The 14,707-nt window shown below is 74.3% G+C and carries 11 protein-coding genes; 6 read left to right on the forward strand and 5 right to left on the reverse strand.

Going from position 1 to position 14,707, the window contains the following annotated elements; translation table 11 throughout:
• Nucleotides 1-91: 91 nt before the first annotated feature.
• On the forward strand, nucleotides 92-1,747 hold the full coding sequence (locus SLAV_RS04380; RefSeq protein WP_030229788.1) for a GMC oxidoreductase: 1,656 nt from the start codon (nucleotides 92-94) through the stop codon (nucleotides 1,745-1,747).
• Nucleotides 1,748-1,805: 58 nt separating this feature from the next.
• On the opposite strand, the gene SLAV_RS04385 is transcribed toward SLAV_RS04380, so the two are convergent.
• Both SLAV_RS04385 and SLAV_RS04390 read right to left on the reverse strand, forming a co-directional pair.
• On the reverse strand, nucleotides 1,806-2,285 hold the full coding sequence (locus SLAV_RS04385; protein WP_030229787.1) for a carboxymuconolactone decarboxylase family protein: 480 nt from the start codon (nucleotides 2,283-2,285) through the stop codon (nucleotides 1,806-1,808).
• A complete protein-coding gene (locus tag SLAV_RS04390) occupies nucleotides 2,282-3,361 on the reverse strand; it encodes an NAD(P)H-dependent amine dehydrogenase family protein (RefSeq protein ID WP_030229786.1) in 1,080 nt (359 codons plus the stop codon). The genes SLAV_RS04385 and SLAV_RS04390 overlap by 4 nt, the downstream gene beginning before the upstream one ends.
• A 169-nt stretch (nucleotides 3,362-3,530) precedes the next feature.
• Between SLAV_RS04390 and SLAV_RS04395 the strand changes: the two genes are divergently transcribed.
• Nucleotides 3,531-4,859 carry a glycoside hydrolase family 18 protein gene (locus SLAV_RS04395; protein WP_030229785.1) on the forward strand — a complete coding sequence of 443 codons (1,329 nt, stop codon included), beginning with the start codon at nucleotides 3,531-3,533 and terminating at the stop codon, nucleotides 4,857-4,859.
• A 103-nt stretch (nucleotides 4,860-4,962) separates the two neighbouring features.
• Nucleotides 4,963-6,162 (forward strand): serpin family protein, encoded by a 1,200-nt coding sequence (locus SLAV_RS04400; RefSeq protein WP_030229784.1) that lies wholly within the window; start codon nucleotides 4,963-4,965, stop codon nucleotides 6,160-6,162.
• On the opposite strand, the gene SLAV_RS04405 is transcribed toward SLAV_RS04400, so the two are convergent.
• Together SLAV_RS04405 and SLAV_RS04410 are read right to left on the reverse strand one after the other, a co-directional pair.
• The gene (locus SLAV_RS04405) at nucleotides 6,128-7,114 is read right to left on the reverse strand and encodes a PfkB family carbohydrate kinase (RefSeq protein ID WP_037687229.1); all 987 of its coding nucleotides are present in this window, start codon (nucleotides 7,112-7,114) and stop codon (nucleotides 6,128-6,130) included. The genes SLAV_RS04400 and SLAV_RS04405 overlap by 35 nt on opposite strands.
• A 2-nt stretch (nucleotides 7,115-7,116) precedes the next feature.
• A complete protein-coding gene (locus SLAV_RS04410) occupies nucleotides 7,117-7,776 on the reverse strand; it encodes a bifunctional 4-hydroxy-2-oxoglutarate aldolase/2-dehydro-3-deoxy-phosphogluconate aldolase (protein WP_234333570.1) in 660 nt (219 codons plus the stop codon).
• Between the two features lie 88 nt (nucleotides 7,777-7,864).
• On the opposite strand from SLAV_RS04410, the gene SLAV_RS04415 reads away from it, so the two are divergent.
• The 3 genes from SLAV_RS04415 (at nucleotide 7,865) to SLAV_RS04425 (ending at nucleotide 13,132) form a co-directional block, all read left to right on the forward strand.
• Nucleotides 7,865-8,692 (forward strand): IclR family transcriptional regulator, encoded by an 828-nt coding sequence (locus SLAV_RS04415; RefSeq protein ID WP_158740641.1) that lies wholly within the window; start codon nucleotides 7,865-7,867, stop codon nucleotides 8,690-8,692.
• A gap of 138 nt (nucleotides 8,693-8,830) precedes the next feature.
• Nucleotides 8,831-10,513: a sigma-70 family RNA polymerase sigma factor gene (locus SLAV_RS04420; RefSeq protein ID WP_030229780.1), complete on the forward strand. Its 1,683-nt coding sequence runs from the start codon at nucleotides 8,831-8,833 to the stop codon at nucleotides 10,511-10,513.
• Between the two features lie 132 nt (nucleotides 10,514-10,645).
• Complete coding sequence (locus SLAV_RS04425) at nucleotides 10,646-13,132, forward strand: DEAD/DEAH box helicase (protein ID WP_394298617.1); 2,487 nt, start codon at nucleotides 10,646-10,648, stop codon at nucleotides 13,130-13,132.
• A gap of 10 nt (nucleotides 13,133-13,142) precedes the next feature.
• On the opposite strand, the gene gad is transcribed toward SLAV_RS04425, so the two are convergent.
• Entirely contained in the window at nucleotides 13,143-14,534 is a 1,392-nt protein-coding gene (gad, locus tag SLAV_RS04430) for a glutamate decarboxylase (protein WP_030229778.1), read from the reverse strand.
• Nucleotides 14,535-14,707: the final 173 nt, after the last annotated feature.

Here is a 14,707-nt window from a genome sequence, read left to right on the forward strand (position 1 = left end):
TCCGCCACAAGTCACCTCGACGCGTGTAGTGACTTAGCAGGCGTTCAACAGTAGAACTTGTTCTCACTCCGTCGAGAGTGAGGAAGGTCGCATGAGTGACAAAAGCCTGCACAGCAAGGTTTCCAAAGGTGTGTCACGCCGCGGATTCATGGCTGGAACCGGTTCCATTCTTGGAGCCCTGGCCCTGGCGGTCAACACCGTTCCGGCCCGGGCGGAAGGCGTCACCGGGGCCGCCGTTGCGAGCGCGCCCATCGACTCCGGGGCCCACGTACCGGCCCTCGTCATCGGGACCGGCTACGGCGGGTCCGTCGCCGCGCTGCGGCTCGCGCAAGCCGGGGTCGACGTGCACATGATCGAGATGGGCATGGCCTGGGACACCCCCGGCAGTGACGGCAAGATCTTCGCCAACACCACGAAGCCCGACTACCGTTCCTACTGGCTGCGCACCAGGACCAAGGCCCCGCTCAGCAACTTCCTCGGCTTCCCCATCGACAAGGACGTCCCCCGGTACACGGGCATCCTCGACGCCGAGGAGATGGGCGGGATCATCGTCTACCAGGGCCGCGGCGTAGGCGGCGGTTCGCTGGTCAACGGCGGGATGGCGGTGACGCCCAAGCGGCAGAACTTCGCCGCGATCCTGCCCTCGGTGGACGCGGAGGAGATGTACTCCACCTACTATCCGCGCGCCAACGCCGGTCTCGGCGTGGGCCTGGTCGACCCCGACTGGTTCGAGACGGTGGACTGCTACCAGTTCGCCCGCGTCGGCCGCAAGCACGCCCAGCGCTCCGGCTTCCCCTTCGTCTTCGTCCCGGACGTCTACGACTGGGACTACATGAAGCAGGAGGTCGCCGGCACCGTCCCCAAGTCGGCGGTCGACGGCGAGATCCTCTACGGCAACAACGCCGGCAAGAAGTCCCTCCAGAAGACCTACATCGCGGCCGCCCGGGCGACCGGCAGGGTCGCCATCTCTCCGCTGCACCGGGTCACCACCGTCTCCCCCTCGGCCGGTGGCGGCTACACGGTCGGCATGGAACAGCTCGACACCACCGGGGCGGTGGTCGCCACCAAGACCGTCACCGCCGACCGGGTGTTCTTCGCGGCGGGCAGCGTCGGCACCAGCAAGCTCCTGGTCAGGCTGAAGGCCACCGGAGCGCTGGCCGACCTGAACGACGAGATCGGCAAGGGCTGGGGCGACAACGGCAACGTCATGTGCGGCCGGGCCAACCACATGTGGGACCCCACCGGCAAGGTGCAGGCCTCCATCCCCTGCGGCGGCATCGACAACTGGGACGCGGGCGGCGCCTTCGCCGAGGTGGCCCCGCTGCCCACGGGGATCGAGACGTACGCCTCGTTCTACCTCTCGATCACCAAGAACCCCAACCGGGCCGAGTTCACCTGGAACGCCGCAGCCGGCAAGGTCGACCTGAACTGGCAGACCGCCTGGAAACAGCCCTCCATCGACATGGCGAAGACCATCTTCGACAAGATCAACGCGAAGGAGGGGACGATCTACCGGACCGACCTCTTCGGCACCAACAAGATCTGGGGCGACCACCTCACGTACCACCCGCTCGGCGGCGCCGTGCTGAACAGGGCCACCGACAACTACGGCCGCCTGCGCGGCTACACCGGCCTGTACGTGATCGACGGAGCGCTGATCCCCGGCAACACCAGCGTCAACCCGTTCGTGACGATCACGGCCCTCGCCGAGCGGAACATAGAGAAGATCATCGCCACGGACCTGTGAGGCCGGCGATCCGGGCCCGGGGCCGTGCGGAACCGCCTCCGCACGGCCCCGGGCCGCTTCAGCCGCCCGGCAGCACACAGACGCTGTCGAGGCCCAGCACGTGGTTGAGCCGGCCGAAGGCGAGCCAGGAGCCGATGCTCATGCTCAGCTCCACGATCTCCACCTGGCTGTAGTGCGCGGTCATCCGCGCCCAGAACTCCTCGTCGAGGTTGTGGTGGTCCAGGGCGTAGCGCTCCGCGTACTCGGCCGCCAGCCGGGTGCGGTCGTCGAAGGCCCCGGTGGTGCGCCACTCGGTCACCGCGTCGGCGAACCCCTCCTCGACCTTCTCCCCGTCCCGGTCGGTGCGCCAGTCGAGGCAGAAGACGCAGCCGTTGATCTGCGCGATCCGCAGCCGGGCGGCCTCGAACTCGCGCAGGCCCAGGGTGGTGTGGGCGTAGACGGACAGGGAGAAGTTGGCCGCGGCCATGCCGATGCCGGGCACCAGGTCGCCCCACACGTACTCGATCGGGTGCTGTCCTTCGGGAACGTCGATCCTCATGGCTGCTTCCTTCCGAGTTTGCCGACTGCGGGTCGCAGCGGGACGTCGAGCGCGTCGTAGAGCCCCGGTTCGGCCTCGACCAGCCAGTCGATGGCACCGACGAGCCGGCCGACGGCGGTGGCGTTGCCCCCGGCGGAGCGGTTGTCGTCCTCGTCGGTGCACTCGACGGTGACCTCGATGCGCGGGCGGCCCTCGATGACGACCCGGTGGGCCCCGCTCCCGTCGGGCGGGGTGGGCCAGTCGGGGGCGCAGGACGGGTGGATACGGGTGACGTGTTCGATGACGATGCGGGGCTCGCCCTCGACGATGCCCTGCACCTCGAAGCGGATGGCGCCCTGGGTGCCGGCCTCGAACTCGCCCATGGTGCGGGTGGTCACGGTGGCGTCGAGGGCGCGCCGCTCCGAGGTCTCGCGGATCTCGTCGAGTTCCACGCCGAGGGCGCGGGCCATCATCCGGACCTGTCCGCCCCACACCGTGGTCGGGACGGAGGGCATGAGCATCATCGGCTCCTGGTCCATGGGCTGCCCCATGCCGACGAGGTGGCGGACCGAGTCCGGCTGGTCGTACGTGGAGTAGTCGAAGATCTCCTGGCAGCGGATCGCGTCCACCGTGCTGCCGAGGCCGCTGAGCAGCAGCGGGAGCACGTCGTTGCCCCAGCCGGGGTCGACGCCGGAGGCGAAGAGGGAGCCGCCGCCCTCCGCGACGGCCGCCAGGACCGGGTCCCGGAACTCGGGCGGGGCGCCGCGGTGGTCGTAGAGGGGGTAGAGGGCGGGGCTGACGACGACCGCTCCGGCCGCGATCGCCCGGGTGATGTCGGTGAGGGCGTCGTCGGGACGGACGTCGCCGGACGCCGCGTAGACGACGGCGGCGGGGCGGGCGGCGAGCACCGCCGTGGCGTCGTCGGTCGCCGCCACCCCCAGCCGCCGGTCGAGTCCGGCGAGTTCGCCCGCGTCGCGGCCGACCTTGCCGGGGTTGTGGACGATCACTGCAGTGAGGACGAGCGCCGGGTGGGCCTCGACGGCGCGGATCGCCGCGCGGCCGACGTTGCCGGTGCCCCAGACCACCGTGGGAATCATGCGCGGAGGGTAGCGAGGGGGCGCGAAGGTGCCCAGGGCCGTGGAGGAGGTTTTTCGGACGGCCGGGCGGTTCCGCGGAACCCGAGGGGGACGCCCCCTTGACCCGGCTGGTCCAGACCAATAGTTTCCGGCTCACGGGCACCACTCACCGCATCCGCAAAGGAAGCCCATGCGCCGCAGCATGCTCGGAAGACTGGCCGTCGCCGCCTGCTCGCTCTCCCTGCTGACCGCCTTCGCCCCCGCCGCCGGCTCCTCCCCGCAGAACGGGGAGGGCCGTCACGACCGGGCGTTGCGCAGGGTCGGGTACTTCACCCAATGGGGCTTCTACGGGCGCGACTTCCAGGTCCGGGACCTGGAGACGAGTGGCGCCGCGGGCAGGCTCACCCACATCGACTACGCCTTCGGCAACGTCGGCGCCGACGGCAGGTGCTTCACCGGGAACGTGCCCGGCGAGGCCGACGCGTGGGCCGACTACGTGCGCCCGCTCGACGCGGCCGACTCCGTCGACGGGGTGGCCGACACGGCGGAGCAGCCCCTGGCCGGCAACTTCAACCAGCTGCGGGAGCTGAAGGCGAAGCATCCCGGGCTCAAGGTGATGATCTCGCTGGGCGGTTGGAGCTGGTCCCCCCACTTCTCGGACGCCGCCCTCACCCCCGCCTCCCGCACGGCCTTCGTCCGGTCCTGCATCGACCTCTACATCAAGGGGAATCTCCCGCAGGACGGGTCACGGGGTGGCGCGGGTGCGGCGGCCGGCCTCTTCGACGGCATCGACCTGGACTGGGAGTGGCCCGGCTCGGCGGGTGACACCGACACGACGTACCGGCCGGAGGACCGGCGCAACTTCGCGGCGCTGGTCGAGGAGTTCCGCCGCCAGCTCGACGCGTACGGCCGCGAGCGGCGCCGGGGTTACGAGCTGTCGGCCTTCGTCCCCACCGCGCCTGCCAAGATCGACGCGGGCTTCGACGTCCGCCGGATCATGCGCGGCCTCGACTTCGTCAACCTCCAGGGCTACGACTTCCACGTGTCCGGCGAGAAGACCACCGCCCAGCAGTCCGCGCTCCGCGCCCGGGACGACTTCAGCGTCGAGGGCACGGTGGAGGCCTGGCGCCGCCGCGGGGCGCCCGCGGGCAAGCTGGTGGTCGGCATGCCGTTCTACGGGCAGGGCTGGACCGGGGTCGGCGGCGGCGGTGACGGCATGGGGCAGCCCGCGACGGGCCCGGCGCCCGCCACCTGGGCGGCCGGGTACGAGGACTACAAGGAGCTGAAGAAGCTGGCCGCCTCCGGCACCTACCGGGTGTACCGCGACCGGCGCGGCGGCCACGCCTGGCTCTTCGACGGCAGCACTCTGTGGACGTACGACGACCCGCAGGTGCTGAACGCGAAGGCCCGCCACGTCCGCGAACAGGGCCTCGGCGGGGCGATGTTCTGGTCCCTGGACGGGGACACCGCCGACGCGGAGCTGACCGCGGCCGTCGACCGGGGGCTGCGGGGCCGCTGACCGGCTCCCCCGGACCGGCCTCCCGGCCGGTCCCCCGACCGGCGCCGCCGGGCCGAGGAAAACCGTTCCGGCCCGGCGGCGCCCCCCACGTACCCTCGCGCCCATGAGGAACTCGACGGTACGCGCGGTCAACCGGCTCACGGAACGCTGGGCGGCCGCCGCCCCGGCCGCGGAGGCGGCCACCGTCTTCACCGCGGCCGGGCTCTGGCCGCTGCTCGCCCTCCTCGCGGACGGCGCCGGCGGCCCGGCCCGGACGGAGCTGGCCGAGGCGCTCGGCATACCCGCCGGGGACGCGGCGCGGGCCGCGCGGGAACTGCTGGCCGGGCTGGGAGCCGTACGGGGGCTGCGGTCGGCGACCGGGCTGTGGACCCGCGAGGACCTGGCCCTGGAACCCGGCTGGTCGGCGGGGCTCCCGCCCGGCACGCGGGGCACGCTGAGCGGGGACCCGGACCGCGACCGTGAGGCGCTGGACGGCTGGACCCGCGAACGCACCGACGGCGAGATCGAGCGGATGCCGGTCGCGCTGCCCGAGGGGCCGGACCGGGTGCGGCTGCTGCTGGCCTCGGCGCTCGCGCTGCGGCTGAGGTGGATCCAGCCGTTCCGCGAGGGGTACGGAGAGCCGCACGAGGGCCCGTGGACCGGACGGCCCCTGCGCGTGCTGCGCCGCGACACGACCCTGCTGGACCGGGTGGGGGTGGCCCGGGGGCCCGGCGGGGCGGTCACCCTGCTGGAGGTGGTGGGGGACGCCGGGGTCGACGTCCACCTCGTGCTGGGCGAGCCGCGGGCCACCCCCGGGGAGGTGCTCACCACCGGCATCGGGGCGGTCACCCACGCCCTCCCCGCCACCGGCGTGAGCCTGCTCCCGAACGGCGCTCCCGGCCCCGGCCTGCGCGTCGGCACGGCGGTCTGCGCGTCCCCCGAGCCCCGGCTCTTCATCGAGACGGCCGCCTTCGAGGTGCGCGCGGAGCACGACCTCCTGGAGCGGGCCGGGGTGTTCGGCCTGGAGACGGCCTCGGACAGCGGCCGCGGCCACTTCCCCGGAATCGGCCCGGAGCCGCTCGCGGTGGGCTCGGCCCGGCAGGCCGCGGTGGCCCGCTTCCACGCGCTCGGGTTCGAGGCCGCCGCGGTGACGGCGATCGCCGCCGCGCCGGGCTCCGCGGCGCCGGGCCGGCGCTACCGGACCCGCGGGGCGAAGGTGGCCTTCGACCGGCCCTTCGGATTCCTGGCCGTCCACCGCACCTCGCGCCTGGTCCTCGCGGCGGGCTGGATCACGGACCCGGTTCCGTACCCGGACGGACCGTAGCCGCCAGCGCGGCCGTGTCCGCGAAGGCCGGTACGCAGCCGGTGCCCCCGCGCCCCGAGACCGAGAGGGAGGCGGCCGCCACCCCGTGGGCAACCGCCCGCGCCAGGGTGTCTCCCAGGACGATCCGGGCCGTGGCCGTGCCGGTGAAACAGTCCCCGGCGCCGGTCGCGTCGATGGGCGCCGGGTTGGGCGGCACCGGGAAGCGGGCCACGCGGGCGCCGTCGTCCAGCAACAGCCGCCCGGAGCCGCAGGTGACGGCCACGGCGCGGGCCCCCAGCGCCCGGTAGCGAGCCGCCGCGGCCCTCGGGTCGGCGGTGTCCACCAGCGCGACCGCGTCGGCCGGGCAGGAGGTCTTGAGCAGCCCGGTCATCGGCGCGATCCGGGCCAGCAGCTCCCGGGCCCCGTCGCGCCCGGTCAGCCGGGGGCGGTGGTTGGGGTCGTACGTGAGGTGCCCGCCGGCCGCGTGCACGGTGCGGGCGGCGTCCAGTACGGCCTCCCGGGCGCTCGGTGAGAGCGCGCCGGTGATCCCGCTGGTGATGAGCGCCCCGGCGCCGGACAGCAGTTCCCGCCAGGCCCCGGTGTGGGCCGGGGAGAGAGTGGAACCGGCGCTGCGGGTGCGCCAGTAGACGAACTCCCGCTCCCCCTCGGTGTCGGCGCCGACCAGGTAGGCGCCGTTGGGGCGGGGGGCGCGGTGGACGTGGGAGACGTCGATCCCGAGTTCGGCGGCGCGGCGCAGCAGCGGGCCGCCGAGTTCGTCGTCGCCGACGACCGCGAGGAGGGCGGTGCGCGCCCCGGCCGCCGCCGCGGCGGCCGCGGCGTTGAGGGCGTCGCCGGAGAAGGAGATGCGGGCGTCGGTTCCGTCGGCGGTCGCGCGCAGGGCGGTGCCGGCCTGGATCTCGACCAGGACCTCGCCCAGCACCAGGACGTCGTACGGGCGGGATGCGGCGGCCATCGTCAGCGCACCCCGCCGCCGGGCCCGCCGGGGTCCTCCCCGCACGCCTCGCAGCACGGTCCCGCCAGTTCTGCGAAGAGTGCCGCCAGCCGGGCCGGTTCGGCGGGCAGGCCGCTGCCGATGCCGACGGCGCCCGCGCCCGCCGCGAGCCAGGTGCGGACCTCGTCGGGCCGGATGCCGCCGGTCGGTATGAGCAGGGCGTCGGGGAGGACCGCCTTGAGGGAGCGAAGGAAGTCCGGGCCGCCCACGTGCGCGGGGAAGACCTTCGCGGCGCCGGCGGACCGGGCGGCGGTGGCGATCTCGCCGGGGGTGAACCCGCCCTCGACGAACACCGCCGCGCGCCGCCGGGCGACCTCGCGGACCGCGGGGGCCGGGTAGGGGGAGACCAGGAATCCGGCGCCGGCGTCGAGCGCCTCCTCGGCCTGCGCGCCGGTGGTGACGGTGCCCACGCCGATCAGCGCGCGCCGCCCGCGGGCGTCGGTGAGCGCGGCGGTGCGGGCGACGGCCGAGGCCCAGCCGGGGGTGGAGGTGGTGAGCTCCACGGCGCGGCAGCCGGCGGCGAGCAGGTCCGTGGCGGCCCGGACGGCCTCGTCCGCGCCGGTGTTGCGCAGTACCGGCAGCAGGCGCTGGGCGGCCATCACCGCGTACGGATGACAGGACAAAGCACCCTCCGATGTGTTCCACGTAGTGGAACGAGGTATCGTGTGGCGGAACTTGGTGGTCCAGACCTTACCCATGCGGGGAGATGACGTGTCAACGGAGCAAGTGCCCGGCCGTGGATCCGAGGACGTGACGGGGGCCGCCGCCGAGGCGCCCGGGCCGGTGCGCGCAGGCCGTACCTCGGCCGCGGGGTCCGCCCTGGAGAAGTCCCTGCGGATCCTGGAGGCCGTGGCCGCGCCGGGCGGCCCGCACCGCCTCACCGACGTCATGACGGCGGCGGCGGTACCGAAGTCGAGCACCTTCCGGATCCTGGCCGCCCTGGCCGAGCAGGGCTTCGTCCGCGCGGAGGGCGACGGGCGCTACGGAACCGGCCCCCGGCTGCACGGGCTGTCGGCCCTGGTCCGCGCCGCGGAGCCGGCCGGCGTCGACGAGGTGCTGCGCGAACTGCGCCGGGAGACCGGCCAGACGGTGCACCTGGCCCTGCACACCGGGGAGACCATCACCTACGTCCGCAAGCTGGAGGCAGACCAGCCCTTCCGGACGGCCTCGCGCGTCGGCACGCGGATGCCCCTGCACACCACGGCGATCGGCAAGAGCGTCCTGGCCCTGCTGCCGCCGGAGGAGGTCCGGGCCCTGGTCGCCTCGGCCGGCCTGCCGCGCCGCACCCCGAGGACGCTGACCACGGCGGCGGAACTGGAGGCGGAACTCGCGGCGGTGCGCGCGCGGGGGTTCGCCGTGGACGACGAGGAGAACGAGCCGTCGATCCGCTGCGCCGGGGTGGCCGTCCCCGGACCGGACGGCCGGCCGCTCGGCGGGGTCTCCGTCACCACCGTCACCTTCCTGGTCTCCCGTCAGGAGGCCGAGGGGTACGCGCCCGCCCTGCGGGCGGCCGCGAAGGCGCTGGCCCCGCTGCTCTGAGCCGTCCGGCCGCGCGCGCGGAGCGGCTCCGGGAACTTTCCCGGAAACTTCTTCCGGATAAGTGTTATCGGGGCCCCACTCGACGGTCTCCCAGTTATTGGGCATCATCGACCGCCGGTACGGACAGGGACTTTTCACATGAGTACACAGCACACGGCAGCGCTGGTGGCAGCGGCCCGCGCGGGCGACCCCCGCGCCCAGGACGAGCTCGTCAGCACCCACCTGCCGCTCGTCTACAACATCGTCGGACGCGCCCTGAACGGGTCGTGCGACGTGGACGACGTCGTACAGGACACGATGCTGCGCGCGCTCGACGGGCTGGGCGACCTGCGTGCGGACGAGAGCTTCCGGTCCTGGTTGGTGGCGATCACGATGAACCGGGTGCGGGCGCACTGGCAGTCCCGCCAGAACGGCCCCGGGCAGAGCGGCCTGGAGGAGGCCGGGGACCTCGCCGACCCCGGCGCCGACTTCGCCGACCTGACCGTCACCCGGCTCCACCTGTCGGGGCAGCGGCGCGAGACCGCCCGCGCCACGCGCTGGCTGGAGCCCGACGACCGGGCGCTGCTGTCGCTGTGGTGGCTGGAGTGCGCCGGGGAGGTCACCCGGGCCGAGATGGCCGCGGCGCTGGAGCTGACCCCGCAGCACGCGGCGGTGCGGGTCCAGCGGATGAAGGCGCAGCTGGAGTCGGCCCGGGTGGTGGAGCGGGCGCTGGAGGCGCAGCCGCCCTGCGAGGGGCTGCGGGCGATGACGGGCACCTGGGACGGGCGGCCCTCCGCCCTGTGGCGCAAGCGGATAGCCCGGCACGCCCGGGAGTGCCTGCGCTGCTCGGGGCTGTGGAACGGTCTGGTCCCGGCGGAGGGGCTGCTGGCCGGTCTGGCGCTGGTCCCGGTGACGGCGGCGCTCCTGGCGGGCGTACGGTCGGCCGTCGCCGGCGCGGCGGCGTTCACCCCGGCGGGCGCGGCCTTCGCGGGGGCGGAGACCCAGCTCGCCCCGGTGGTGTCCGGACCGGGCCGGGCGGCGCGCCGCAAGGGCGGCGACACGGGCGACGCGGGCTCCGGTGCGGACGCCGGCCGCGGGGCGCAGCGCAGGAAGCGGCAGAACCGGCGCCGGGCGATCGGCGGGGCGGTGGTCGCCGCGTGCGTGGCGGGCGGTGGCCTGGTCTACCTCGGCTCGCTGCCCGGCAAGCGGGGCGTGGAGGCGGGCGGCGGCGCGTCCGCGTCCCCGCTGGCCGCGCTGTCGGCCCCCGACGCGAACGCGGGGGCACCCTCCGCGTCGGCCTCGCCCTCGCCCTCCGCTTCGGCGTCTCCCTCGCCTTCGGCGTCCGCTTCCGCTTCGGCCTCGCCCTCGCCTTCCACCAGCTCGTCGAAGGCCCCCGCGCCCACGCAGCCGAAGACCAGTGCCCCGCGCCCGCCCGCCCCGGCTCCGGCGCCCGCCCCCGCGGGGGTGGCGGGGCAGGTCATCGCCCTGGTCAACTCCGAGCGGGCGGCGGCGGGCTGCGGGCCGCTCAAGGAGGACGCGCAGCTGCGTTCCGCGGCGCAGGGGCATTCGGACGACATGGCGCAGCGGAACTACTTCTCGCACACCGACCCCGACGGGGGTGACCCGGGAACGCGGACGACGGCGGCCGGGTACCGCTGGTCGACGTACGGGGAGAACATCGCGATGGGCCAGCAGACGGCGCAGGACGTGATGGACTCCTGGATGAAGAGCCCGGGTCACCGGGCCAACATCCTGAACTGCTCCTTCAAGGACATAGGTGTCGGCATGCGCCCGGGTGCGGGCGGCCCCTGGTGGACGCAGAACTTCGGCGCCCGCATGTGACCGGCCGCCCCGGGTGACCACCCGGTCCGCGTGCCGGGCCCGACCCGTCCGGACCTCCCCCCATCCCCTGTTTGTCTCAGAATCCGGGCAAGATAGGGCCTGGAACAGAACGGGCAGATCACAGGGGGCGGGGTGACGATTCGGATGGCGAAGCCGCAGTTGCGGGCGCATCAGCGCGAGGCGGTCGACGCCGTCGTGCGCGCCCTGGAGCCCCCGGCGGACGGCCGGCTCCCCGGGCGGGGTCTGCGCACCCAGGTGATCATGGCGACCGGGTCGGGCAAGTCCCTGGTCGCCGTGCGCTCCGCCGAGGAGTTGCGGGCGGGGCGGGTGCTCGTCCTGGTGCCCTCGCTCGACCTGCTGGTGCAGACCGTGTCCGCCTGGCGGGCGGGCGGCCGGACCGGCCGCGCCCTGGCGGTGTGCTCGCTGCGCGGCGAGGACGCGGGGCTGCCGACCACCACCGATCCGGGCCGACTGGCACGCTGGGGCGCCGGGCCGGTGGAGCGGATGACCGTGTTCGCCACGTACGCCTCACTGGGCCAGGGCACCGTGGAGCGGGCGCACCTGGCGGGTCTGCCGCCCTGGGACCTGATCGTGGTCGACGAGGCGCACCGCACGTCGGGGCGGATCGGCAAGCCCTGGGCGGTGGTCCACGACAACGCGCGCATCCCCTCGGCCCGTCGGCTGTACATGACGGCCACCCCCCGCGTGTGGCGGGACGGGGAGGAGCCGGAAGCCGAGGGGGCCGAGGGCGAGTACGGGGAGGAGGGGCCGCGCGCCCGGGGGGCCGGCGGGCCCCGCGGCCGGGGCGAGCTGGTGGCCTCGATGGAGGACGATCCGGAGGGGCCGTTCGGCGCCCGCTGCTACACGCTGTCCCTGTCGGAGGCCATCGACCGGGGCATCTGCGCCCCGTACCGGGTGGTGTGCGTGGACGTCAGCGACCCGGGTTTCCGCTCGGCGGTGCTGCTGGGCGCGGACGGCCGTTCGGACCGGGTGCGCGGGATCCGGCTGGCGGCGCTCCAGGCGGCGCTGGTGAAGGCCGCGGCCGACCAGGGGTTCCGGCGGACGCTGGTGTTCCACCATCTGACCAAGGAGGCCGAGGCCTTCGCGGCGGGGCTGCCTGCGGTCGCGGCGCGGATGCGGGCCGCGAGCCGGTCGGCGCTGCCGGCGTACCCGCGCACGGTGTGGGCGGACTGGCTGTGCGGGCAGCACACGGCGGCCCACCGGCGGCGCGTGCTGGAGGCGTTCGCCGCGGACCGGGTCGCGGAGAAGGCCTTCCTGGGCAGCGTCCGGGTGCTGGGCGAGGGTGTCGACACCAAGGAGTGCGACTCCGTGTTCTGGGCCGACGTACGGGGTTCCATGCCGGACCTGGTGCAGGCCGTGGGCCGGGCGCTGCGGATCCGGCCCGGCGAGGGGAAGGTCGCCTCGCTGGTGGTGCCGGTGCTGCTGGCCCCCGGGGAGTCCCCCGAGACGATGCTGACCTCACGGGCCTACGGGGACCTCGCGCGGCTCCTGGAGGCGCTGAGGGCGCACGATTCACGCCTGGTGGAGGCCCTGGCCCAGCCCCAGGCACCGGGCCGCCCCGCGTCGGCGGCCGGTGCGGCCGGGAGCACCGGGGGGCCCGGGCCGGGCGCCGCGGCGCTGCTGAGCTTCTCCACGCCCCGGGATCCGGCGCTGCTGGCGGCCTTCATCCGGCTGCGGGTGCTCAACCCGGAGCACACGCGGTGGCGGCGCGGGGCGGAGGCGGCGCGGATCTACGCGGCGACGGCCGGGGACCTGCGGGTGCCGTTCGCCTACCGGGTGCCGGAGTCCGGCGGACAGTGGCCGCCGGCCCTGGCGGGGTTCCCGCTGGGGCAGTGGGTCGCGGACGCGCGGCGCACCTACCGCCGGGGCGCGCTGGGCCGCGAGCGGATGCGGGAGCTGGACGAACTCGGCATGGTGTGGAGCCATTTCGACGTGGCCTTCGAGGAGGGGCTGGCGGCGGCGCGGGCCTGGGCCGCCGAGCACGGGCACCTGCTGCCGCCGGTGGACGCCACCTGGCACGGGGCGCCCGTCGGGGTGTGGATGAAGAACAACCGGGCCGCCGCGCGCCGGGAGGGGCCGGGGGCGCTGCCGGAGGAGCGCCGTGAGGCCCTGGACCGGATCGACCCCTCGTGGTGTCCCGTCTGGGACATCGGCTGGCAGCGGGCCTTCCACCTGACCCGGACGCACCTGGACGCGGGCGGGCAGGTTCCGCCGGTTCCCGGCCGGGTGCTGGTGCAGGGCGAGGACCTCGGCGCATGGGTGCGCGCCCAGCGGCTGGGGTGGGAGCGGCTGGCGTGGTCGCAGCGCTGGCTGCTGGAGCACGCCCTGGGGCTGGCGCCCGCGCCGGAGGCGGAGCGTCCGCCCCCGCGCCGCAGCCATGCGTCCGCCTGGTCCGGGTACCTGGAGGCGGCCCGGCGGTTCCACGCCCGCGAGGGGCACCTGGTGGTCCCCCGCCCGCACGTGGAGCGGTGGGGGGACCAGGAGCTGAGGCTCGGGGTGTGGATCGCCAACCAGCGCTCCCGGGCGGCGAAGCTGCCGCCGGAGCGGGCCGCCGCGCTGACGGCCCTGGGGATGCGCTGGTCCCGTACCGGTGGGTGACCGGGGGCGGTCAGTGGTGGAAGCCCGACCGGGGTTCGGTGGCGGGGACCGGCTGCGGGTGGGCGGCGAGGTGTTCGACGGCCGCCCGCAGGTCGCTGACGAGCAGGGCGATCTGGTCGCGGGTCACCCCGTGCCGGATCAGGACGCGCTGCATGACGGTGTCCTGACGGTCCGCCGGGAGCGGGTACGTGGGCACCTGCCAGCCGCGCATCCGCAGCCGGTCGGAGAGGTCGTAGAGGGTGAACCCGGCGCCGGCCGGGTCGGCGAGCGTGTACGAGACGGCGGGCAGCCCGCCCTGGCCGTCGTAGAGCAGGGTGAAGGGGCCCATGCCGGCGATCTCGCCGGCCAGGTACTGGGCGGTGTCGGCGCAGGCCTGCTGGACGCGCCGGTAGCCGCCGCGGCCCAGCCGCAGGAAGAGGTAGTACTGGGCGATGACCTCTCCGCCGGGGCGGGAGAAGTTGAGGGCGAAGGTCGGCATGTCGCCGCCGAGGTAGTCCACGTCGAAGACGAGGTCGGCGGGGAGCAGCTCGGCGGTGCGCCAGACGATCCAGCCGACGCCGAGCGGGGCGAGCCCGTACTTGTGCCCGGAGGTGTTGACCGAGGCCACGCGCGGCAGCCGGAAGTCCCACACCACGTCGGGGTGGAGGAAGGGGGCGACGAAGCCGCCGCTCGCGGCGTCCACGTGGACGGGGATGTCCCAGCCGTGCTCCTCCTGGATCCGGTCGAGCTCGGCGGCGATCTCGGCGACGGGTTCGTAGTCGCAGGTGTAGGTGACGCCGAGGATGGCGACGACCCCGATGGTGTTCTCGTCGACGTGGGCGGCGAGCTGGTGGGGGACCAGGCCGGTCGCGCCGGGCTCCAGGGGGACCTGCCGGAGCTCGACGTCGAAGTAGCGGGCGAACTTCTCCCAGCAGATCTGTACCGGGCCGCAGACCAGGTTGGGCCGGTCGGCCGGTTTGCCCTCCGCCCGGCGGCGGGCCCGCCAGCGCCATTTGAGGGCGAGGCCGCCGAGCATGGCGGCCTCGCTGGAGCCGGTGGTGGAGCAGCCGGTGCCGGAGGTGCCCTTCGGGGCGTTCCAGAGGTCGGCCAGGATGTTGACGCAGCGGGCCTCGATCTCGGCCGTCTGCGGGTACTCGTCCTTGTCGATCATGTTCTTGTCGAGGCACTCGTTCATCAGGCGGTGCACGCCGTCGTCCGACCAGGTGGTGCAGAAGGTGGCCAGGTTCTGGGCGGCGTTGCCGTCGAGGAGCAGCTCGTTGTGGAGCAGCGAGTAGACCACCTCGGAGGGCGAGTGGTCCTCGGGCATCCGGTACTTCGGGAGGATCTGGCCGCTGAGGGCGGACGTGAACACGTCCGTATCGGCGTCCCGGGCACGCGCGTCCTTCGTCTCATGAAGAGCCATATCGGGACTATAAGGGGCAGATCTTGACGAAGTCGGCTTCGGCGCTCCTGGGGAGACGCTTGAGGAAAATGCGGCGCGACCCGCAGCTTCCGGCCGACTCCGGAGTGTGATCCCCTCCATAGTCACCCCGCAGGACCGAAAAAATTACCGTCCGGTAGCATTTCTTCCACAGA

Origin of the sequence: Streptomyces lavendulae subsp. lavendulae (assembly GCF_002803845.1) — a bacterium.
Taxonomy (GTDB): domain Bacteria; phylum Actinomycetota; class Actinomycetes; order Streptomycetales; family Streptomycetaceae; genus Streptomyces; species Streptomyces lavendulae.